Origin of the sequence: Streptomyces sp. NPDC051976 (genome assembly GCF_040680795.1) — a bacterium.
Taxonomy (GTDB): domain Bacteria; phylum Actinomycetota; class Actinomycetes; order Streptomycetales; family Streptomycetaceae; genus Actinacidiphila.
Genome location: NZ_JBFAXL010000097.1, coordinates 1 through 20,896, shown reverse-complemented (window position 1 = coordinate 20,896; position 20,896 = coordinate 1). Strand labels below are relative to the sequence as shown.

Here is a 20,896-nt window from a genome sequence, read left to right as displayed (position 1 = left end):
GTGTCCCCAGGGCCCGCGGCGCAGGTGCGCGGCGCGCAGCCCGGCGGCCTTCGCGGGGACCAGGTCGTTGGCGGGGTGGTCGCCGACGTACAGGATCTCGTCGGCCGGGCAGTCGGCGGCCTCGATGACGCGGGTGAAGAAGCTCGGCAAAGGTTTGTGGGTGCCCCACTCCCCAGAGGTAGCGACGACATCCGCAGGCAGGCCGAGCGCGCGCAGCAACTCGCCCATGGGCGCCGTCTGGTTCCCGGCAATGACGACCCGGAACCCGGCCTCCCTCAGCCGGGCGAGCGTCGGCCGGACGTCGTCGTAGAGGTCGGTCTCGTCCAGCCGCTCGCCGAGCCCGGCCGCCTCCCGCTCCGCGTATGCCGCGGCGATATCGAGGCCCGGGCAGATCAGCCGCAAGGCGTCGGCGTTGTCCTGCCCGCGGGCGACTACCGCGCCGACGAGCGCCGACATCGTGTGAGGCGGCACCTGGCACCAGTTGGCCCATCCCGCCCAGTACCGGTCGTCGCGGACGAGAGTCTCGCCGATGTCGAAAGCCACCGTGTGAATGTTCACCCAGGCAGCCTATGGCAGGGGTCCCAAAGGAGGTGGCACTGCCGTGTGGCCTGCGTCGACGCCCCGTGTCAGTGCCCGCACCTAGGTGGACCACCCCCGCTCGCGCGGGGAGAACCACCCCATGAACGCGCCCGCCGACCCCTACGCCGGACCACCCCCGCTCGCGCGGGAAGAACGGCGCTGGGTCAGGAGTCTGGGTCGTCATGCCGGACCACCCCCGCTCGCGCGGGAAGAACTTGCTCCGGTTGGCGAAGATGAAGTCCACGGCCGGACCACCCCCGCTCGCGCGGGAAGAACGCCCGCCCCGGGCGCCACACCGACCCGATGAGCGGACCACCCCCGCTCGCGCGGGAAGAACAGTCGCAGGCCGCTCTTGCCCGGCAGCGGCATCGGACCACCCCCGCTCGCGCGGGAAGAACAGGGGAGGACGGCCGTCAGCGTAAGCCTGAAGCGGACCGGAAGAACGGCCCGCCGGTGCCGGTGCGCTGCATGAGCTGCGGACCACCCCCGCTCGCGCGGGAAGAACACGTACTCGATCATCGCCCCGCTGAGCAGCCACGGACCACCCCCGCTCGCGCGGGAAGAACGTCGAGGCTGTGGGGCCGGTAGGGGGACCAACCCCGCACGCGCGGGAAGAACGACCATCTGCTTGTTGCGGATGGGCCCGGCGGCGGACCACCCCCGCTCGCGCGGGAAGAACGTCACCGAGGACACCATCAGCGCTTCGTTCCGCGGACCACCCCCGCTCGCGCGGGAAGAACGTGGACCGGGCCCAGATCGTGTTCACACACGGCGGACCACCCCCGCTCGCGCGGGAAGAACACCCCCGCCCCCGAGCACGACCCTGACGCCGGCGGACCACCCCCGCTCGCGCGGGAAGAACGGACCGCCCACCACCGAGGAGAACCTGACCTCCGGACCACCCCCGCTCGCGCGGGAAGAACCCGAGGAAAGCGCGGACCGCCCCCCGGTAGACCGGACCACCCCCGCTCGCGCGGGAAGAACGACAGCTGCCAGGCGGACGCCCGCCCCGGGGTCGGACCACCCCCGCTCGCGCGGGAAGAACGAACGCGTCGCGCGGCGGCGGCCACACGGCGGCGGACCACCCCCGCTCGCGCGGGAAGAACCCCGCGCACACGGACGCCCGCGGACGCCACTACGGACCACCCCCGCTCGCGCGGGAAGAACCCCGGCCTTGCCGCCATGATTCCGGGCGGCTCGGGACCACCCCCGCTCGCGCGGGAAGAACTCCCCCAGAACGCCGCGCCGCTCCGCCTCCAGCGGACCACCCCCGCTCGCGCGGGAAGAACGCGGCCGCGGCGGTGGCCGGGGTGACGCGGACCGGACCACCCCCGCTCGCGCGGGAAGAACCCCCGCGGATCGGCCCCTGGAGAGGGGCGCGGCGGACCACCCCCGCTCGCGCGGGAAGAACGCCATCCGCGCCAACACGGGCAAGATCCTCGACGGACCACCCCCGCTCGCGCGGGAAGAACTTCCACGTGTCGTGGTGAGCTGCGACGATGCCGGGACCACCCCCGCTCGCGCGGGAAGAACCGCATGACAGGAGTGAATCGTGAGTGGGTGATCGGACCACCCCCGCTCGCGCGGGAAGAACAATGGCCGCTACCGGCACCCTGACGGCACCCCCGGACCACCCCCGCTCGCGCGGGAAGAACAACACAGCCGGCGCCGGGTCCGATCCGGGCGTCGGACCACCCCCGCTCGCGCGGGAAGAACCAACAGGTGGCACCGGTCATGCCACTCCCGGACGGACCACCCCCGCTCGCGCGGGAAGAACACCCTCGGCCACACCAGGGCGCGGGCGATGCGCGGACCACCCCCGCTCGCGCGGGAAGAACGGCACCGCCCTCGGTCCTGCCGAGGAGTGCGGCGGACCACCCCCGCTCGCGCGGGAAGAACCCGAGCTGGGTGGTGCCGCGCTGCAGCCACGGCGGACCACCCCCGCTCGCGCGGGAAGAACGCGCTTGTACTCTTCACGTGGATCTCCGGTCGCGGACCACCCCCGCTCGCGCGGGAAGAACCCGCAGGACCTGCCCGGCGGGCTCCAGCTCGTCGGACCACCCCCGCTCGCGCGGGAAGAACAACCTTGTCCTCTGCGCCGGACCAAGCGTGGGCGGACCACCCCCGCTCGCGCGGGAAGAACGGCCGCTGCGGTGTCGGCCACCAGTGGAACATCGGACCACCCCCGCTCGCGCGGGAAGAACGCCTCCTTCGCGGCCGACTCCGCGGCGCGGGCCGGACCACCCCCGCTCGCGCGGGAAGAACGCCGCTGAGATCGCCTGGGGCACCCCTGGCGACGGACCACCCCCGCTCGCGCGGGAAGAACGCACCACCGAGCAGACGCGGGAGTCCGGTGAACGGACCACCCCCGCTCGCGCGGGAAGAACAACCTTGTCCTCTGCGCCGGACCAAGCGTGGGCGGACCACCCCCGCTCGCGCGGGAAGAACGCGGCCCTCGGGGGCCCCGAGGTCCGGGAGTGCGGACCACCCCCGCTCGCGCGGGAAGAACCCGAGGATGGTCCGGTCCCAGTCGCGGGGCAGCGGACCACCCCCGCTCGCGCGGGAAGAACATCGTCATCGGCATCCAAGAGACGTTGACGCACGGACCACCCCCGCTCGCGCGGGAAGAACCGGCAGGAGTGGACCAGCAGCCAGTCACGTGCCGGACCACCCCCGCTCGCGCGGGAAGAACTAGGCCACGATCTTGTGCCCGATCAGGCCGTTCGGACCACCCCCGCTCGCGCGGGAAGAACCAGGACGTTCGCGTCGGCGACCGGACGATCCGCGGACCACCCCCGCTCGCGCGGGAAGAACTTCCTGCAGACGGCGTAGCTGTGGCTGTCGGACGGACCACCCCCGCTCGCGCGGGAAGAACCGCAGGTGATGGCGGTGCGGATCATCGGGACCCGGACCACCCCCGCTCGCGCGGGAAGAACCCCACCGCGGCCGGCGGCGCGGGCGACCTTGGCGGACCACCCCCGCTCGCGCGGGAAGAACGCCCGGGGGCCTAAGCCCGGACCTCTCAATGACGGACCACCCCCGCTCGCGCGGGAAGAACACTCAGGGGTGACATGGAAACCCAGCTCAGGGCGGACCACCCCCGCTCGCGCGGGAAGAACGTCCTCGGGCCGTTCCGGGCGGCCCGCGGCCGCGGACCACCCCCGCTCGCGCGGGAAGAACCCTTCACGACCTGCGGGTTTTGAGAGACTTTGCAATCCCTTGACCTAGGCGCTCTTGGCTCACGGGGTCAGTGTGTCAGAGGCGGGTGGTGGAATGTCTCGGTCTGGCCCGAGGGTGGCTTTGGAGGGGGAGAGATGGTTGAAGTTCGGGTGTGGGGTAAGGAGCGCGGGCTTGTGGAGCCGTATCCGCTGATCGGGCATTTGGTGGATACGGGCGTCGTGGCGGGGGCGCTTTGGGACGGGTTTCTGGCGGAGTCTCAGCAGGTGGCGATCGCGGGGGAGTTAGGGGTGGCTCCGCAGGAGGCTCGGTCTTTGGTCGCGTTCTGGGCGGGGCTTCATGACGTGGGGAAGATCCAACCTGGGTTTCAGTTCCAGCGCGACGCCCTCAAGCACCCGTCCTGCGCTTCCCTGCTTGCTGATGGCAAATTCGCCGCTTCTGGTACGGGGGACAACGGAGTCAGGCTGCTGGGGCATCAGTTGGCCGGTGCGCGGGTCGTTCCGTCGCTGCTCACGGCGCTTGGGTATCCGGAGGGCGGGGGGCGGCCGGCGAGCCGGCTGGTGGTGCGGGTGGCGCAGGTGCTCGGTGGGCATCACGGGCGATATCCGGAGTTGTCGGAGGCGCGGGATGTGTTCGATCCGCTGAGGAGTCTTCCGGAGTTGGGCGGCGGGGGCTGGGAAGCGCAGCGGCGCGAGCACACGGCCACGTTGCGGGCCGTGCTGGGGCATCCGGTCGTGCCTGCGGGAGCGGGACTCTCAGTGCAGGCGTCGGTGGTGGTGGCGGGGCTGGTCGTGGTGGCGGACTGGCTGGCTAGCCAAGACGATTTCGTGGTGCGGCAGCAGGCTGCTGCCGCGGCTGGCGGCTTGTCGGCGATGGGAGCTCTGGGTGCGCACGCGGCTCGTGCGGCGAAGCAGGCTCCGCGGCTGCTGGCCGGTGCGGGTTTGGGGCGGGCGCAGTTCGCGGTGCGGGGTTTTCGGGAGCGGTTCCCGGAGATCAAGGAACCGCATCCGCTACAGGCCAGTGTTGACGCGGAGTTGGTGGGGGCAGGGGCATTCGGGAATGGTCCGGGCGTTTTGCTGGTGACAGCGCCGCCCGGGGAGGGGAAGACCGAGGTCGCTCTCGCGGCTGCGGCCGCGATGGGACGAGCGGCGCGATGCCCGGGGGTGGCGTTTCTGCTGCCGACCAGGGCGACTGCCGACCAGATCTATGCGCGCATGGCTGCGTTCGGTGAGGAGAATCTGCTGGACGATGCTGCGCTGACGTTGCTGCATGGCGCTGCCGATCTCAATGAGTTGTACACGCCGGAGCAGTGGCGGGAGCCGGAGCCTCGCAGCCTGACCGACGTCCATGGCTCGCGGGAGGGCGGGGTGTCGTTGTCGGTAGGTGGGTGGTTGCGTTCACGCGGGCGGGGGCTGCTGGCGCCGCTGTCGGTGGGCACGGTCGACCAGGCACTCATGGCGGTACTCCCGCTTCGGCACAACGCGCTGCGCCAACTGGGCCTGGCGGGCAAGACGGTCGTGATCGACGAGGCACACGCCTACGACGCGTTCACCCATGCCCTGCTGCTGCGCCTGCTGGTGTGGCTGGGGGCGCTGCGAGTGCCGGTGGTGCTGCTGTCGGCCACGCTGACCGGGCGTACGGCCACGGGGCTGGTGCGGGCGTATCTGACCGGCGCTGGGCACAAGCCGGGCTCGTTCGAGTTGCCTGCGCCGTCGTATCCGGGCTGGCTCTATGCGGACGGTGAGACAGCGGCGGTCAGGCTGCCTCGTGGGCCGATCGGAACTCGCAGGGCGTCCCGTCTCAGCGTTGATCTGCTGCCTGCTACTCACACCTATGATCCTGCGGTTGCAGCTGGCCGGGCGGCGGCGTTGTTGCGGGAGCTGACCCCGGTGTGGGAGGCGGGCGGATGTGCGGCGGTGATCTGTACGACGGTGGGTGAGGCCCAGCAGACCTTCAACGCGTTGCGGGACCACTTCCGCAAGCAGTTCGGGGCGGACTACCAAGGCTGGGACGACCGGGTGGCACCGGCCGGCGAAACGGAAGATGCCCCGGGACACGGGACGCCTTCGGTCCCCAGGTTGCGGCTGCTGCACGCGCGGTTCCCCGGCCGTCGGAGGAGCGCGATCACGATGGAGGCGGAGGGGTGGTTCGGGCGGGTCGGCAAGGAGGGTGTGCGGCGGCCCGCACCGCCGCAGGGCACGATCCTTGTCGCCACCCAGGTGATCGAGCAGTCCATGGACCTGGATTTCGATCTGATCGTCTCCGACATGGCGCCTATGGCGCTGCTGTTGCAGCGTGCCGGGCGCGTCTGGCGGCACCAGTCCACCCGTGCGTACCGGCCCGTGTGGAGCCGTGGCCCGCGCGTGGCGGTGTTGGTGCCGGTTGATGGCGAGGGCCTGCTGGCCGTTCCGAGATCGTGGGGCGACGTCTACGCCCCGTCGCTACTGCGCCGGACCCTGGAACGGCTGGAGGGCAGGATGGGAGCGCCGGTGGACGTGCCTGGTGACGTTCAGGAACTCGTTGACGGCGTCTATGACGAGGAATTCGCGTCCAAAACTCCCGAACTCCTGCTGAGCGAGGACATCGAGCGGCTGACGGACACCATGGCGCGTGAGGGGCTTGCGACGCTGGTGGCCATCCCGAAGCCGAGTGATGTCCGCTCACTGGAGCAGCTCACTAGCAGCGACGCCGATGAGGCGCTCATCGCCACCCGGTTGGGCGCGGACACCGTCCTGGTGCTGCCTGTTTTCAATGACTCCGAGCAGCGGCGGTGGCTGGACGAAGAGCGCAGTGTGCCGTTCCCGGAAGCCGGCGATGCCCCGGCGGGACGATTCTCGAGGGCTTTGGTGCGCGAACTCCTCGGCTACACGGTGCCTATGGCTGACGGCGCGTGGCGCCGGGCGTGCTCGCCGGCCCATGAACCGCCAGTCGCGTGGCGGAACGAGCCCAGGCTGGCCGCAGTCGTGCTGCTGCCGCACACCACGGGACCGCGCGGACCGGTCGGGCCGCTGCTGGGAAAGCAGCGGCTGACGCTGCACCACGAGCTGGGGCTTGTGAAGGAGGTGGTCATCTGACGGGCGGCGGATCGCTCCCCACGCGGTACTACCAGGTTGCGGCCCGCCGATAAGGATCTTCGGATACTTTTCTCAACTTGCCCTCTTCTAGGGCGTGATGGCGCTAACGTGAACATCCGATGCGGGTCAAAACCACCCGTGTCGGGTGGCCCTGACAACCGGTCAGGACCACCCGGCACCCCCACTCGCGTGGGGAGTGACCTCATCGGCTGACCGGGCCGCCGATCAGGATCGGTCCACCTCCGCTGCGCGGAGAAGCACTCACAGTATGCGGCAGCCCCTCTGAGCGCCGCTTCCTGGGCCAACGCACCCTTCCCGCTTGACGCGACAACCGGAAGTGATCAGCACGTGTCTACCGAACCACCACCTGATCAGGCCGCATTATCCTCAACCGCAGACCGCTACGACCTCATCACCGAGCCATGCCTTCCCGTCACGACTTTGCACACCGACAGTAGCCACGGCGGCTTCCGTAGCGTTGGGCTGTTGGAACTCTTCCGTCAGGCGCATCGACTCGGCGGCCTCGCTGTGGGTCTGCCCCCGGCAGCATCCGGACTGATGAGAGTGCTGTACGCGATCGCTGCCAGGGTCACCGGTCTGCACGAGGCAGAGGACGTGGGGGAGTGGGCTGATCGTCGGTACGACCTTCTTGACGTTGGGGAAGGGTTCGACCCGGAGGCGGTGGAAGGGTATTTTGCCCGCTACGCGGACCGGTTCCGGTTGTTCGACACTGCACGGCCCTGGATGCAGGACCCGAGGCTGCTGGAAGACTGCCCGACCAGTTCCGGAGTCAACAAGCTGGTCATGGCACGCCCGTCGGGCAGTAACCAGGTGTTCTTCGGGCACTTCACCGACAGCGAGCAGGTGCAACTGCAGGCCGCCGACGCGATGTTGCATCTCCTGGCCCAGCTGTACTACGGGCCTTCAGGGCAGTGCACGCCGCGGACAGTGAAAGGGCAGCGGTTCGGAAACGCGTACGCGGGCCCGCTACGCAAGGTCTTGTCCTACCATCCGCTCGGCCGTTCCCTGTTCGAGACGTTGCTGCTGGGCCTTCCCTACCCGAACCGCTGGACCCCGGGGGAGGGCGCCGAAGTGGACGCCTGCCCGTGGGAGCGCGACGACCTTCCTGACCCGCTGGCCGTACCCCAGCCGCCTGCCGGCCCGCTGTCGGCGCTCACCGAGCAATACCGGCACGCGGTCCTGCTCACTGCCGGGGCGGGGGGCCGCAGCGTGGTCGATACGCGCATCACCTGGGCGCTTCGGGTCAACCGGCCCCCCTTCGAAGACCCGTATCTGCTGTGGGACGAGGGCCGGGACCTCGTCAAGCGGCCCCGTGAAGCCGATGCCGACCGGGCGCTGTGGCGCGACCTTGACGCCCTTGTCAACGAGACCCGTGACAACTCCGGTCACCGCCCCTATGTACTGAGCGATCTGAGAAACGAACTGCCGCAGGGCGTGGAGGACGCCGTGCGGGTGCTGTCCTTGGGCTTCGACCAGGACGGCCAGACCCGCGACCGCACGTACTTCACCGCTTCCACCCCGCCACTGTTCACTTTGCTGCGGCTGTCGGACGAGCCCGAGGACAATGCCTTGCGGATCGGGCTGCGTGATGGCCGTGACGCCGCGGAGAAGGGAGCCGCACGGCTGGAGTACGCCCTGCAGGTGGCCTGGCGTGCCTACACCAGCCCGTTCGAGACCGAGCGTCCCGGCGGCAGCGCCAAGGACCGGCGCAAACGGGGAGGCCCATGGCCCGCGTTAGCGCTGGCCGCCTACTGGCCAGCCGCCGAGAAGCAATTTTGGACGTCCCTGAACGAAAAGGACTTCACCGGAAGCACCCAGGCGTTCGGGCGAATCGCCCTGCGGCAGTACGACGCGGCCACCTTGTCGATCGCCGCCACCCCGCGAGGGGCCAAAGCCCGCGAGGGAGCTCGCGGGCTGGTGAGAAGTCTCCTGCGCGCTCCGAGCCCTACCTGAGCCCACCGGCTGCCTGCAGTGCTGCTGCTTTGTGCACCTGGTACGACCACAGCCCCGGGACGTACCCGAGCCAAGGACAGCCCATCCCGGCAGCTTTCCCGACCACCCACCCACGGCGGAAACGATGAGCATGACAACCCACTCTCCAGTCGGCGAGCCGGCTGGCGCCACTGCCGCGCACGCGGCAGACAAGTCCACTGAGAAGCCCACACAGCGAGACGGGGAACTTGCCGGCTACGACGAGTTCGTCGATCGCGTACGGAAGGTGTGCCGCGACTCGCCCGCCGCTCAGGCCGCCCTGCGGTCTGGCCTGGGCAAGACTGTGCTGGAAGTTCCCGCCCGGATGCACGCCGCACTCCTGCGGCCCGGCCTGATCCGGCACGACATCCACCACCCAGGCCAGTCGGACAAGGAGCAGGCGTACTACACCGTCGCCGCGCTCATCGCCGCCCGCCCCCGTGCCCGGCGCCTCGCGGACGCCCCCGATGCCCAAACCAGCGCAGCCCACGAAAGCGGCGCACAGCAGGGTGACGCCATGTCACCCACCATTCCTGCACAGGGAGGGGAAACCGGGCCGGGGACGGCAGCATCGAGCCCCGCGGCCGTTGGCGTCGCTTTCGCCCCACGTGGCACCAGTCTCGGTGAGAGCTTCGCGGACGCAGTGGGCCGCCGCAGCCCCGATCAGTTGAAGTCGGGGGCCGCCGAATCCCGGCTGCATCTGCTGGTGCGCCAGGACTTCGACGGCGTGCTCCGGATGCTGCCCGGCGTGTTGCGCTGGCTGGGATCCTCCGGCGTCTCCCCGGACTACGCCTGCCTGCTGCGTGACGTGACCATGTGGCGCTACCGGCGCGACGTCGTCACGACCCGATGGCTCCAGGCGTTCTACCGGTCTTTGAGCCGTCAGGAAGCGGCACAGGAAGCAGCGGCGGAAAAGAGTCCCGCCCTTTCGGACACCTGACCGACCCCTGCCCGGCCACGGAGGCGGCTCCCGTCGCCGCACACGTGCCCATGGTGCCCCGCTGGCGACTGCCACGGGCCACCGGTACGCCGGCACCTCATGTGCCGTGCGACCACCCGCATGCTCCCGTTTCTGTTCTCGTCAGAAAGATCTTCGTGATGACAACCCCGAACACCGTCCCTGTCGTGCCGCGGTTCCTGGACCTGCACGTCGTGCAGACCCTGCCGTACAGCAACGTCAACCGCGACGACCTCGGCTCGCCGAAGTCGCTGACCTTCGGCGGCACCACCCGCACCCGGGTCTCCAGCCAGGCGTGGAAGCGCCCGGTGCGGCTCGCGGTGGAGGAGGCCATTGGTGACAAGGCGCTGCGCACCCGGCGGCTGCCCGAGCAGGTCTTCCGCGAGCTGGTCGGACGCGGCTGGCCCGAGGACCTGGCCGCTCTGGCCGGGGCGCAGGTGATCCGCTCGACGGAGACCAAGCTGGCCCTGGAGAAGGGGGACCGTACCACCGCTTCCCTGCTGTTCCTCCCCGACAGCGCCGCACCGGCACTGGCGGACCTCGCCGAGGAGCACCGCGAGACGCTGGCCAAGGCTCTGGGCAAGGCTGCGGCGGGGAAGCCGTTGCTGCCAAAAGACGCTGTTCACGAGGTCCTGCGCTCGCGCAATGGATCGATCGCGCTGTTCGGGCGGATGCTCGCCGAGATCCCCGGGGCAGGTGTGGACGGCGCGGTGCAGGTGGCGCACGCCTTCACCACGCATGCCACCTCGGTGCAGGCGGACTTCTTCACCGCCGTGGACGACGTCAACCAGTGGGCCGAGGACGCCGGCAGCGCCCACATGAACACCGGTGAGTTCACCAGCGGCGTCTTCTACCGCTACGCCACCGTCGATCTTCGTGACCTGGCCTCGAACATTGCGCCCCTGAACGGCACGCAGAACTCCACCGGCACTCAGCCGGCCCCCTCGGACACAGGCGCGCTGACGGACCGCAACACGCTGCGCGACCTCACCACCGCCTTCGCCACCGCGTTTCTGGGCACCGTCCCCGGCGCGAAGAAGACCTCCACCGCGCCGCACACCCACCCCGACCTCGTTCACGTCGCCGTCCGGCATGACCGTCCGTTGTCGATGGCCGCCGCGTTCGAGGAGCCGGTACGGGCAAGGGAGCACGGCTGGGGCCTGCCGTCCCGACAGGCACTGGGCGAGTACGCAGTCCGCATCAACCGGCTGCTGGGCACTGCCGAGCTCCCCTACGCCGCTCACGCCGGGCTCGACGAGAAGCCCCTGCCCGGCCTGGGCCACCTGGTGGTCTCCTATCCCGAACTCATTGCCGCCGCCGTCGACATCGCCTTCCCCGCTCCGGCGGCTGTGGCGGCCACGGCATGACGGGGTTCCTCCTCCACCTGGCCGCGCCGATGCAGTCCTGGGGCGAGCACAGTGCTTTCGCCCACCGCGACACCGCGGCGCATCCCACCCGCTCGGGACTGATCGGGCTGCTCGCCTCCGCCCTGGGCATCCCCCGCGCCGAGGCCGTCGTCGACGGGACTGACAGGGAAGCGCTGTTCACGCGCCTGACCGACGTCCGCTTCACGGTGAGGGTGGACCGTGCCGGCACCGTCATGCGCGACTTCCACACCGTCGGCGGCGGCTACCCCCAGCACCTGACCGTACCCACAGCCAAGGGCGCCCGTCGCGGCGCCGACGCGGCGACCATCGTCTCCAACCGCCACTACCTCACCGACGCGGCCTTCACCGTCGCAGCCGACTTCACCGACCCCGAACTGGCCCGGCTCTGCGCGGACGCTGTGCGCGCACCGCGCTGGCCACTGCACCTCGGCAGACGCTCGTGTCCGCCCGGTGGTCTCCTGCTGCTCCGGGCCGGCCTCGAAGACCCTACGGCTGAACTGGACAACGTCCCGCTGGCCCGCCGAATGCCGATCCGGGAGCCGCAGGCGGGCACCGTCGGCGTACGGTTCGTCAGCGACCAGCCCTTCCCGATCCCGGGCGCCGGGCCCGCAGACGACAGGCCCTCCGCGCCTGTCGTTGTCACGACGCTCAACGACGAACCGGTCCGACTGACCGCACGCGACCGTGTCTTCAGAACCCGCCCCGCCCACAGCATCACACGCCCGCTGCCGGTGGCCCTGTGCGCCGGCTACGGCACCGCGTATCTCGACGCCGTAGCCGCATACCTCCACCCGCAAGGAGCCACCCCGTGACCACCACCGACACCGCCACACCCACCGCCCTGGGCGTCGGGGCCGCCGCCGGCACGGAATCCGGCACACCACGCGCGTGGCTGACCCGGCTGCTGCTCAATCCCCGCAGCCGGACCGTCCAGCGAGACCTGCGCAACATCGCGGACCTGCACCGCACCGTCATGAACCTCGTTCCCGACGGCCTCGGCCCGGATCCGCGCGCACAAGCCGGAGTCCTCTTCCGCCTCGAAACCGACACCGTGGGCGCCCCCGTGGTCCTGGTCCAGACCCGCATGCCCCCGACCCCCGACCGGCTGCCCGAGGGTTACGCGGACGCCGCGGTCCGCCCCATGGACGCCTTGCTGAACGCCCTGCGCCCCGGACTCCTCCTCCGCTACCGCATCGCCGCCAACGCCGTACGCCGCTGCGGCCCCCAGAGCACCGCTGGCCGCTGGAAACAGGCCATCCCCCTGCGCGGGCCGGAAGCAGACCAGTGGTGGATCGAACGCGCCACCCCCGCCGGACTCGCTCCGCGGACCGTGCTGTCCCGCGCAGCCGACAACGCCTCCACGTGGCACACCCCCCGGCCCACAGACACGGCATCCAGCGCACCGCCCGCTCAGCCAGCCCCTACGAACCAGGGCGGCCGGCGCATCGACCGTGCGGTCACCCTCTTCGAGGGGACCGCCGCGGTGATTGACCCGGAGGCACTGGCCAACGCGCTCATGAACGGCATCGGGCGCAGCAAGTCCTACGGCTGCGGCCTGCTCAGCCTCGCACCCGCCGGCCCCGGAGCCTGACACCTGCCATGCCAGCTCCCCGCCGCTCCGCCCACAACCCGGACTCCGCCCGCCGCCGCGTCGCTGCACCTACCCTGGCCATGCTGCCCCGCGTCGGCGACTCTCTGTCCTTCCTGTACGCCGACATCGTCCGCATCGTCCAGGACGACACCGGGGTGTGCGCCGAAACCACCAGCGACGAAGGTGACATCACCCGCGTCTACCTCCCGACCGCCTCCCTCAGCTGCGTCCTGCTGGGACCCGGCACTTCCATCACCCAGCCCGCGCTGGCCACCTTCGCACGCCACGGCACCACCGTCGTCTGCACCGGCTCCGGCGGCGTGCGCTGCTACTCCGCCACCGTCCCCGCATCCCTGACCACCCGCTGGCTCGAGCAGCAGGTCCACCAGTGGAGCGACCCCGAACGCCGACTCGCCGTCGCCCGTGCGATGTACAGCGCCCGCTTCCAGATCACCGTCCCCGCCGGCACGACCCTGGAGCAGTTGCGCGGGATGGAGGGCCAGCGGATGAAGGCCCTCTACAAACTGCTCGCCCAGCAGCACCGTATCGGCCGTTTCCGCCGCGCCTACGACCCCGACTCATGGGACACCCAGGACCCCGTCAACCTGGCCCTGTCCTCGGCCAATACCTGCCTGTACGGAATCGTCCACTCCGCCCTGGTCGCCCTCGGCTGCTCACCGGCCCTCGGCTTTGTCCACCAGGGCGCCCAACTTGCCTTCGTCTACGACGTCGCCGACCTCTACAAAGCCGAACTCACCGTCCCGCTCGCCTTCTCCCTGCACGACGCCCCCAACCCCGAAGGCGCGGCCCGGCGTGGCTTCCGCGAGCGACTGCGCCTGTACAAGCTGCTGCCCCGCATCGTCTCCGACGTCCAAACCCTCCTGGCACCCGACGAAGCCGAACCCCTCCCCGATCACCACGCGGTCGACATGGTCAACCTCTGGGACCCCAGCACCGGATCTGTCCCCGCCGGCGTCAACTACGCCACCCAGGAAGTGCCCGATGCACCCTGAAACCAGCCCTCACACCGTCGTCGTCTGTCCGGCCGAGCCCCCCGTCGACTCCATCACCGAACCACTGGGACAACCATGCCGACCATGACCGTCCTGGCCGTCACCGCCGTCCCAGACCACGTCCGCGGCGCCCTCACCCGCTGGATGCTCGAACCCACCCCTGGCCTGTACGTCGGCACGCTCTCCGGCCGTGTCCGCACCGAACTCTGGGCCGTTGTCTCCGCATCGATCGGCCCCGGTGCCGCCGTGCTCATCCACCCCGAAGCCAACGAACAAGGGTTCACACTCCACACCGCTGGCGACCGCCGTCGCACCCCCATCGATTTCGACGGCCTCACCCTCATCGCCTTTCGACCCCAGGACGAGGAGCTCTCAACGCCAACGTGATTGGCCTCTTCCGCGAACGGCGAACCCTCTCCGTCTGGGCGAGGAAAACTCGTGCTGGGCCACTGGGCGCGGGGAGAACGCCACCAGGAACTTCTTGGCCATGTCCTGGGTCAGACCACCCCCGCCTGCGCGGAGAGAACCGAGCCCGATCCGCATTCACCGAAGGCTCCAGCGGACCACTCCCGTTTGCGCGGGAGAACGTAGAGGATGTCGGTGGGGACCTCGAGCGCGGCTTCGAGGCGGGCTCGGTGCCCGGCGCGGGCGGACTTGGCTGCGCGAGTGTCGGGGCTTCGACGACGCGGAAGCCCCGTTGGACCCGTGCGGAGCAAGGCCGACGCCCGTGGCGGCGGCGATGTCACGGTATTGTCAGCCGTTGACGGCCTGACGCCGCGCGGCCCATACGTCGTGGGCGCGGTGCCCGTGGGGGCTCACGAGCATGTTGTTGACCGCGTTGCGCGGTTGCCTCGTCGTCGGATACCACCCCCTCCGGCTCTGGTCAGTTCGACGAGGGGCAGGCGTCCCAGCGCCAGGTGCCGGACTCGCGCGCCCAGGGCTGCGACTTGCGGTCGAACTGGGGGATGCGCCCGGCGCCGTAGGAGACGCGGGCGAGGTCTCCGGCTTGCTGGTCGACGTGGATTCCGGTGGCGGTCTGGGAGCCGTACTGGTGGTGCGCCCCCTTAGCCAGTTCGGTCCAGGCGGACTTGGTCATCTGCTGCCTGCACCGAGCGGACACGTAGCGGTAGCCGTCGGCGTTGCCGCTGAACAGATCGGCGGTGTACGCGGTTACGGCCTTGGTCAGGGCGGAGGCGTCGGCCTGCTGCGTACTGGTTGGCAGCGGCGAGGGGGGAGCCGTGGTGCCCGCGTCGGGCGTTGTGGGCGTTGCCTTCGCGTCGTCGTGGCTGGACGTGCAGGCGGCGAGGGCGAGGAGCGCGGCTGTGGTCGTGAGGGCCGCGGCGATAAGGGTACGCATCGGGCCAGCGTGGCGTACTGAGCGGTGCCGGGTACGAGATGTGACCGGTCTGTGACGGTCAGGCGCCAGTGCCGAGATGGATCAGGACGTCGTGCCGTGTCTGCTCACCAGCCGCAGGTTCCGGACGGGCTGGGTGTGGTCGCCGCAGGTGGGCATCTGGCGACCGTGGACGCCTTGCCCTCGGTCGACGGACCACCCCCGCCTGCGCGAGGAGAACGGCGAGGCGGTGGTGTTCGGTGAGGGCCTGGACGGACCACCCCCGCCTGCGCGGGGAGAACGAGGGCGACGTGGCCGGTCAGAAGCTGGACGTCGGACCACCCCCGCCTGCGCGGGGAGAACGGCGCGGTCTCGGTTCCGGTGGAGCCGTTCTGCGGACCACCCCCGCCTGCGCGGGGAGAACCTGGGGACGGTCGACCCGAACGCGTTCTGGATGGGACTACCCCCGCCTGCGCGGGGAGAACGGCGAGATCAGGGCCGGTCACCTGCTGAACGGCGGACCACCCCCGCCTGCGCGGGGAGAACTCCGACGCGGCCGGGGCCGCGTACGGGCGGGACGGACCACCCCCGCCTGCGCGGGGAGAACGACACCGGCTGGGGGCGCCGGTGGCCAGGGACGGACCACCCCCGCCGGCGCGGGGAGAACCAGGTCAGCTCCGTCAGCGCCTGCTGACAGCTCGGACCACCCCCGCCTGCGCGGGGAGAACGCCGGCAGCGATGGCACGAAATCCAGCAGATCCGGACCACCCCCGCCTGGGCGCGGGGAGAACCTACCGCGCACCTTCCTTCCGGTGCGCTGCGCCGGACCACCCCCGCCTGCGCGGGGAGAACCCGGGCCCGGTGACCATGCCGCCGCGTGCCCGCGGACCACCCCCGCCTGCCCGCGCATCACCACCCCAGCGATCACGGCCAGCGGCGGACCACCCCCGCCTGCGCGGGGAGAACGGCCCCGTTGTCTCGGACATCAGGCACTCACGCGGACCACCCCCGCCTGCGCGGGGAGAACGCCGGCAGCGCACGCAGACACCTCCGCCGGGTACGAACCACCCCCGCCTGCGCGGGGAGAACCCTTCAGCTCCCATCCGCTCATCGGCCCAACGAGGACCACCCGCCTGCGCGGGGAAATCTGCGCGCGGCGGAGTTGGAGCGCCAGGGGACCACCCCCCCGCCTGCGCGGGGAGAACGACGGCTGGACGAGCCTCACCTGCGATCTCCACGGACCACCCCCGCCTGCGCGGGGAGAACGTGCCCGACGGGCAGTACCTGTTCACGTCGGACGGACCACCCCCGCCTGCGCGGGGAGAACGTGCGAAGGCGAACATCCGCCGACTGCTGGGCCGGACCACCCCCGCCTGCGCGGGGAGAACGGGTCAGTCCTCCGTGGTGGTGTCGGCGACGGCGGACCACCCCCGCCTGCGCGGGGAGAACCGCAGCTCCTTCCGGAACCGTTTCAGCAGTTCCGGATCACCCCCGCCTGCGCGGGGAGAACCTCGTCGGGTTCGCCATGGCCGTCGCCTCCCACGGACCACCCCCGCCTGCGCGGGGAGAACCATGGTGTCGACGACGCTCATCAGATGGTGACCGGACCACCCCCGCCTGCGCGGGGAGAACGCCTCCGATGCCCACATGCCGAACCCCCGCCGCGGACCACCCCCGCCTGCGCGGGGAGAACTCGCGGTACGGAAGTTCATGGCGTCACGCCGCCGGACCACCCCCGCCTGCGCGGGGAGAACAGGTACTTGCGTTCCCGCCCCGGGTACCGGTACGGACCACCCCCGCCTGCGCGGGGAGAACTGGTACGACGTGCGCGCGCTCTGGGACGTCACCGGACCACCCCCGCCTGCGCGGGGAGAACCTCCCCGGGGTTCACCTGGTGTGGGGCATGGACGGACCACCCCCGCCTGCGCGGGGAGAACCGCAGCCTGTCGGCGGACGAGCAGAACCGGATCGGACCACCCCCGCCTGCGCGGGGAGAACGGTTCCACGGCCGCCTGCTGCTCGACTCCCGCTGGACCACCCCCGCCTGCGCGGGGAGAACCGCTGCAGACCGTCGTCGCCGCGGCCGGTTGCCGGACCACCCCCGCCTGCGCGGGGAGAACTCGTGCGGGGCGGGCTGGCGGTACGGTGGTGCCGGACCACCCCCGCCTGCGCGGGGAGAACCCGTCATGGCTGCGGATCGGCGGCACGCTGACCGGACCACCCCCGCCTGCGCGGGGAGAACGTCCTCGCCGAGGATCGCCACGCGCTCGGCCTCGGACCACCCCCGCCTGCGCGGGGAGAACCCCACGACGGCCCCTGCGGTAATGCCTGCCACCGGACCACCCCCGCCTGCGCGGGGAGAACGGAGATGCACGTCGGCCATCTCCGCTCGACGGTGGACCACCCCCGCCTGCGCGGGGAGAACTCGCTGCCCTCGATGGTGATGAAGAGCCGGGTCGGACCACCCCCGCCTGCGCGGGGAGAACTTGCGCGGTGCGGTGTTGCAGGTCCATCGGCGCGGACCACCCCCGCCTGCGCGGGGAGAACCCGTCGCCCGACGGGTCGACGGCCACCGCCGCCGGACCACCCCCGCCTGCGCGGGGAGAACGGGCATCAGCGAGGCCAAGCGGTACGCGGTGCGGGACCACCCCCGCCTGCGCGGGGAGAACCGCTGTGGGTCCTGCTGCGTGATGACCTGAACCGGACCACCCCCGCCTGCGCGGGGAGAACGGATCGGGACAGCACCCCGCGCCCCGCATGCACGGACCACCCCCGCCTGCGCGGGGAGAACCGATCGTCCTCGACTCGCGTGGTGCCTATGCCCGGACCACCCCCGCCTGCGCGGGGAGAACACGCCGCTGGACTCCGCGTTGCGCCGCAGCATCGGACCACCCCCGCCTGCGCGGGGAGAACTCTCCCGGGCTGTGCAGTGCCGGGCGAAACCCCGGACCACCCCCGCCTGCGCGGGGAGAACTCCGCCAGTGCGGCCTCGATCTCGCCCTGCGCCGGACCACCCCCGCCTGCGCGGGGAGAACGTCCTGGGCCTAGGAACCGTGGGTCGGAAGGACGGACCACCCCCTCCTGCGCGGGGAGAACGGCTATCGGCGGGGACGACGCATGTTCTCCTGCGGACCACCCCCGCCTGCGCGGGGAGAACTGCGACCTGGACAGCGGCTCCCTCACAGCGACCGGACCACCCCCGCCTGCGCGGGGAGAACAACGACATCTCGTCCATGTCGCCGCGCGCCATCGGACCACCCCCGCCTGCGCGGGGAGAACCACACCTCGCCGGTGTGCTGCTCGTACAGGCCCGGACCACCCCCGCCTGCGCGGGGAGAACCCGCTGGAGGGATGGACCGACCTGTCGTGTGACGGACCACCCCCGCCTGCGCGGGGAGAACGGGTCGATGCCCCACGGGCCCTCGGTCGCCGCCGGACCACCCCCGCCTGCGCGGGGAGAACTCGACGCAGAGCAGTGCGTGCTCGGAGGCATGCGGACCACCCCCGCCTGCGCGGGGAGAACCCAGCCCGCCCCGCTTGGGGTTGAGGAAGTGGCGGACCACCCCCGCCTGCGCGGGGAGAACGAACGCCCGGCGGATGTCGTCCAGGGGGTCCGCGGACCACCCCCGCCTGCGCGGGGAGAACGGTTTCGGAAGGCGCGGAGGGGGTCCAGCAGGCGGACCACCCCCGCCTGCGCGGGGAGAACGGCAACGGCATGGGCTTGGGGATCGGGGCAGGCGGACCACCCCCGCCTGCGCGGGGAGAACCATCGCGTCGTTGAACTTGTCCATGCCCGAGGCGGACCACCCCCGCCTGCGCGGGGAGAACCGGTAGGCGCACCCTCGCGGCGCGTCAACTACCGGACCACCCCCGCCTGCGCGGGGAGAACCACGGGCGCGTGGCGCTCTGGCCCAAGCACCACGGACCACCCCCGCCTGCGCGGGGAGAACATCGCCGCACGGAAGGCCGTGGAATCCGGCGCCGGACCACCCCCGCCTGCGCGGGGAGAACCCTCTACCACCTGCGGGTTTCGGGGGACTTTGCAATCGCTTGGCCTACTCGGTGTCCGCTCACGTTGCCAGTGTGGCAGGGCTTGGGGGCTGGTGTCGTCAGCGACCGCGACGGGGTGTGGGGCGACGGTGTCCGGTCTCAGGTGTCTCCGGGTACTGCGGCGCTCCGAGCAGTGGTGCGCTGGCTTGAGTGAGATGCCGAGGAATAGCCTGCGGCAGAAGGGGGCGGGTGGTGACGGGGGTTTAGGGGCAATGCCGTTGCGTTAGGTGGGTTGGGGTCTTGTGATGAGGACAGCTTGAGTACCGGTGCGGGTCGGCTGTGGCCGGTCACGGTGTTCAGTTCGCTTGAGGTGGTAGTTGGACATCTTGCGTTTCACGACGCGGGCCTGGCTGCGGAGTCGCCTGACGGGCAGGAGCCGTTCCATGAGGTCCTGCTCGAGCATATCCAGGGCTCTGACCAGGAGCTCAGGGGGAAAAGCTGCCCGGCGTGACGGTCACGCTGCGCCGGGCAGAGCGCAATGTTTCGGTGAAGGAGACCCGGTCGGGGTCCAGGCCGCGGGTGGCTGCCGTTCTCAGCATGAGTTCGCGCAGAGCATGGTGGACCAGAAGATGCGCCCAGATCTGCTGCCGGATGCCCTCGGGCGTTTTGCTGCTGAGTACGACGCGTGGGCCTCGCTGGTGCGTCTTGATCTCGGCGAAGACGGACTCGATCTCCCAGCGCTCGCGGTAGAGCGCGGCCAGTTGCCGGGCTGGATACCGGCGGGCGTTCAACAACGTGGTGACCAGGCGATAGTCGTCGCTTTCACCCTCGCCGGCCCGGTCCTTGAGCCGGTAGGCCAGGACACGAACCACGACCGGCTCATGGCGGGCAGGGCCGCTACTGGCTCTGATGTGGGACAGCCATGAGCCGTCGCGGAATCGGGTGATGACGGGCAGGACACGGTTGGCGGGCACTCTCCACAGCAGGTCGGCGCCGGTGGCGGTGAACGCCTGCCACAACGGCACCCCGAGGAACTCCCGATCGGCCAGGACGAGCTGACCTGGGCCGGCAGAACGTGGCAGGCGGCCCACCAGGGTGACTTCCCCGGTGCGGCAGCCGGCCAGCTCCGCATCCAGCACCGCGTGACTGCCGATCTCCACCAACGCTGCCATCCGCACCTGCGGAAACGCACTCCTGCCCGACCCGCGGCCACTGCCCGGACGTCCGAAGGCGGCCTCGTTGGCTTCGCTGTCCGCAACGTCCCAGCAAGTGCCATCCACGGCCAGCAGCCGCAAACCCCGCCAGAACGCGCCGGGCGTCGCCTCGGTGGCCATCGGCTTCGCCGTGGTCGCGAACAGCACCCGCAGCGGTTCCGAGCCCAGCCGATCCCGGGCCCTGAACAGTGAGGACTTCGCCGGAACACGCCAGTTGCCCAGCAGCCCCAAACCCCGCAATCCCTCGACGAGATGGCGCATCACTTCCAGATACGGGGCGGGCGAGAACAGCGCCAGACCCAGCACGAAATACACCACCAGCCGCGCGGGAAGCAGCCGCTGACGCTGCTCAGAACGCCCGCATGCGGCCACCACCCGGTCCACCAAGCCTGGCGGATACACCCAGGTCAACAAGCCGAGACCCGATAAGTCAGACACACCCGCAGCCACCCGAACCACCCCCGGGATCCACTGCCCAGCAGCCTACGCCTAGGGTGTGTCCAGTTAACGGCTGATCTTGATTGTTGGGGTTCAGTTGTTGGCCGGGGTGAGCCGGCCCTCGAAGGCGATCTGGAAGGCGTTCAGGG

At 70.9% G+C, this 20,896-nt stretch carries 11 protein-coding genes and 3 CRISPR repeat arrays; of the genes, 8 read left to right on the top strand and 3 right to left on the bottom strand.

Features of this window, described 5'->3' with window-relative positions:
* Positions 1-558: HAD family hydrolase (locus tag AB0M29_RS42815; protein WP_365392628.1), on the bottom strand; the 558-nt coding region annotated here is incomplete at its 3' end.
* An 86-nt stretch (positions 559-644) separates the two neighbouring features.
* Positions 645-977: a CRISPR direct-repeat array (repeat unit 29 nt; unit sequence CGGACCACCCCCGCTCGCGCGGGAAGAAC).
* A gap of 78 nt (positions 978-1,055) precedes the next feature.
* Positions 1,056-3,759: direct repeats of the CRISPR family, unit length 29 nt; unit sequence CGGACCACCCCCGCTCGCGCGGGAAGAAC.
* Between the two features lie 134 nt (positions 3,760-3,893).
* On the opposite strand from AB0M29_RS42815, the gene AB0M29_RS42810 reads away from it, so the two are divergent.
* From AB0M29_RS42810 to cas2e, 8 genes are all read left to right on the top strand, one after another.
* On the top strand, positions 3,894-6,830 hold the full coding sequence (locus AB0M29_RS42810; protein ID WP_365392626.1) for a CRISPR-associated endonuclease Cas3'': 2,937 nt from the start codon (positions 3,894-3,896) through the stop codon (positions 6,828-6,830).
* Positions 6,831-7,178: 348 nt separating this feature from the next.
* Positions 7,179-8,804 carry a type I-E CRISPR-associated protein Cse1/CasA gene (gene casA / locus AB0M29_RS42805; protein ID WP_365392623.1) on the top strand — a complete coding sequence of 542 codons (1,626 nt, stop codon included), beginning with the start codon at positions 7,179-7,181 and terminating at the stop codon, positions 8,802-8,804.
* 124 nt (positions 8,805-8,928) lie between these two features.
* On the top strand, positions 8,929-9,762 hold the full coding sequence (gene casB / locus AB0M29_RS42800) for a type I-E CRISPR-associated protein Cse2/CasB (RefSeq protein WP_365392621.1): 834 nt from the start codon (positions 8,929-8,931) through the stop codon (positions 9,760-9,762).
* Between the two features lie 158 nt (positions 9,763-9,920).
* Positions 9,921-11,147 carry a type I-E CRISPR-associated protein Cas7/Cse4/CasC gene (gene cas7e, locus AB0M29_RS42795; RefSeq protein WP_365392619.1) on the top strand — a complete coding sequence of 409 codons (1,227 nt, stop codon included), beginning with the start codon at positions 9,921-9,923 and terminating at the stop codon, positions 11,145-11,147.
* Positions 11,144-11,980: a type I-E CRISPR-associated protein Cas5/CasD gene (cas5e, locus tag AB0M29_RS42790; RefSeq protein WP_365392617.1), complete on the top strand. Its 837-nt coding sequence runs from the start codon at positions 11,144-11,146 to the stop codon at positions 11,978-11,980. The genes cas7e and cas5e overlap by 4 nt, the downstream gene beginning before the upstream one ends.
* A complete protein-coding gene (locus AB0M29_RS42785; RefSeq protein ID WP_365392615.1) occupies positions 11,977-12,759 on the top strand; it encodes a type I-E CRISPR-associated protein Cas6/Cse3/CasE in 783 nt (260 codons plus the stop codon). The genes cas5e and AB0M29_RS42785 overlap by 4 nt, the downstream gene beginning before the upstream one ends.
* A gap of 8 nt (positions 12,760-12,767) precedes the next feature.
* Positions 12,768-13,772 carry a type I-E CRISPR-associated endonuclease Cas1e gene (gene cas1e / locus AB0M29_RS42780; protein WP_365392612.1) on the top strand — a complete coding sequence of 335 codons (1,005 nt, stop codon included), beginning with the start codon at positions 12,768-12,770 and terminating at the stop codon, positions 13,770-13,772.
* A 75-nt stretch (positions 13,773-13,847) separates the two neighbouring features.
* Positions 13,848-14,159, top strand: coding sequence for a type I-E CRISPR-associated endoribonuclease Cas2e (cas2e, locus tag AB0M29_RS42775; RefSeq protein ID WP_365392610.1), 312 nt, complete (start codon positions 13,848-13,850; stop codon positions 14,157-14,159).
* 496 nt (positions 14,160-14,655) lie between these two features.
* Here the strand turns inward: cas2e and AB0M29_RS42770 are convergent, their stop codons facing one another.
* Positions 14,656-15,129 (bottom strand): hypothetical protein, encoded by a 474-nt coding sequence (locus tag AB0M29_RS42770; protein WP_365392606.1) that lies wholly within the window; start codon positions 15,127-15,129, stop codon positions 14,656-14,658.
* Positions 15,130-15,317: 188 nt separating this feature from the next.
* A CRISPR array of direct repeats spans positions 15,318-19,116; the repeat unit is 29 nt; unit sequence CGGACCACCCCCGCCTGCGCGGGGAGAAC.
* 464 nt (positions 19,117-19,580) lie between these two features.
* Positions 19,581-20,723, bottom strand: a complete 1,143-nt coding sequence (locus tag AB0M29_RS42765) for an IS4 family transposase (protein ID WP_365392604.1) — start codon at positions 20,721-20,723, stop codon at positions 19,581-19,583.
* Between the last annotated feature and the right edge of the window lie 173 nt (positions 20,724-20,896).

Bases quoted from the DNA above. Each gene is read 5' to 3' on its own strand.
- AB0M29_RS42810 (WP_365392626.1), top strand. From the start codon at position 3,894: ATGGTTGAAGTTCGGGTGTGGGGTAAGGAGCGCGGGCTTGTGGAGCCG.
- casB (WP_365392621.1), top strand. From the start codon at position 8,929: ATGAGCATGACAACCCACTCTCCAGTCGGCGAGCCGGCTGGCGCCACT.
- cas7e (WP_365392619.1), top strand. From the start codon at position 9,921: ATGACAACCCCGAACACCGTCCCTGTCGTGCCGCGGTTCCTGGACCTG.
- cas5e (WP_365392617.1), top strand. From the start codon at position 11,144: ATGACGGGGTTCCTCCTCCACCTGGCCGCGCCGATGCAGTCCTGGGGC.
- cas1e (WP_365392612.1), top strand. From the start codon at position 12,768: ATGCCAGCTCCCCGCCGCTCCGCCCACAACCCGGACTCCGCCCGCCGC.
- cas2e (WP_365392610.1), top strand. From the start codon at position 13,848: ATGCCGACCATGACCGTCCTGGCCGTCACCGCCGTCCCAGACCACGTC.
- AB0M29_RS42770 (WP_365392606.1), bottom strand. From the start codon at position 15,129: ATGCGTACCCTTATCGCCGCGGCCCTCACGACCACAGCCGCGCTCCTC.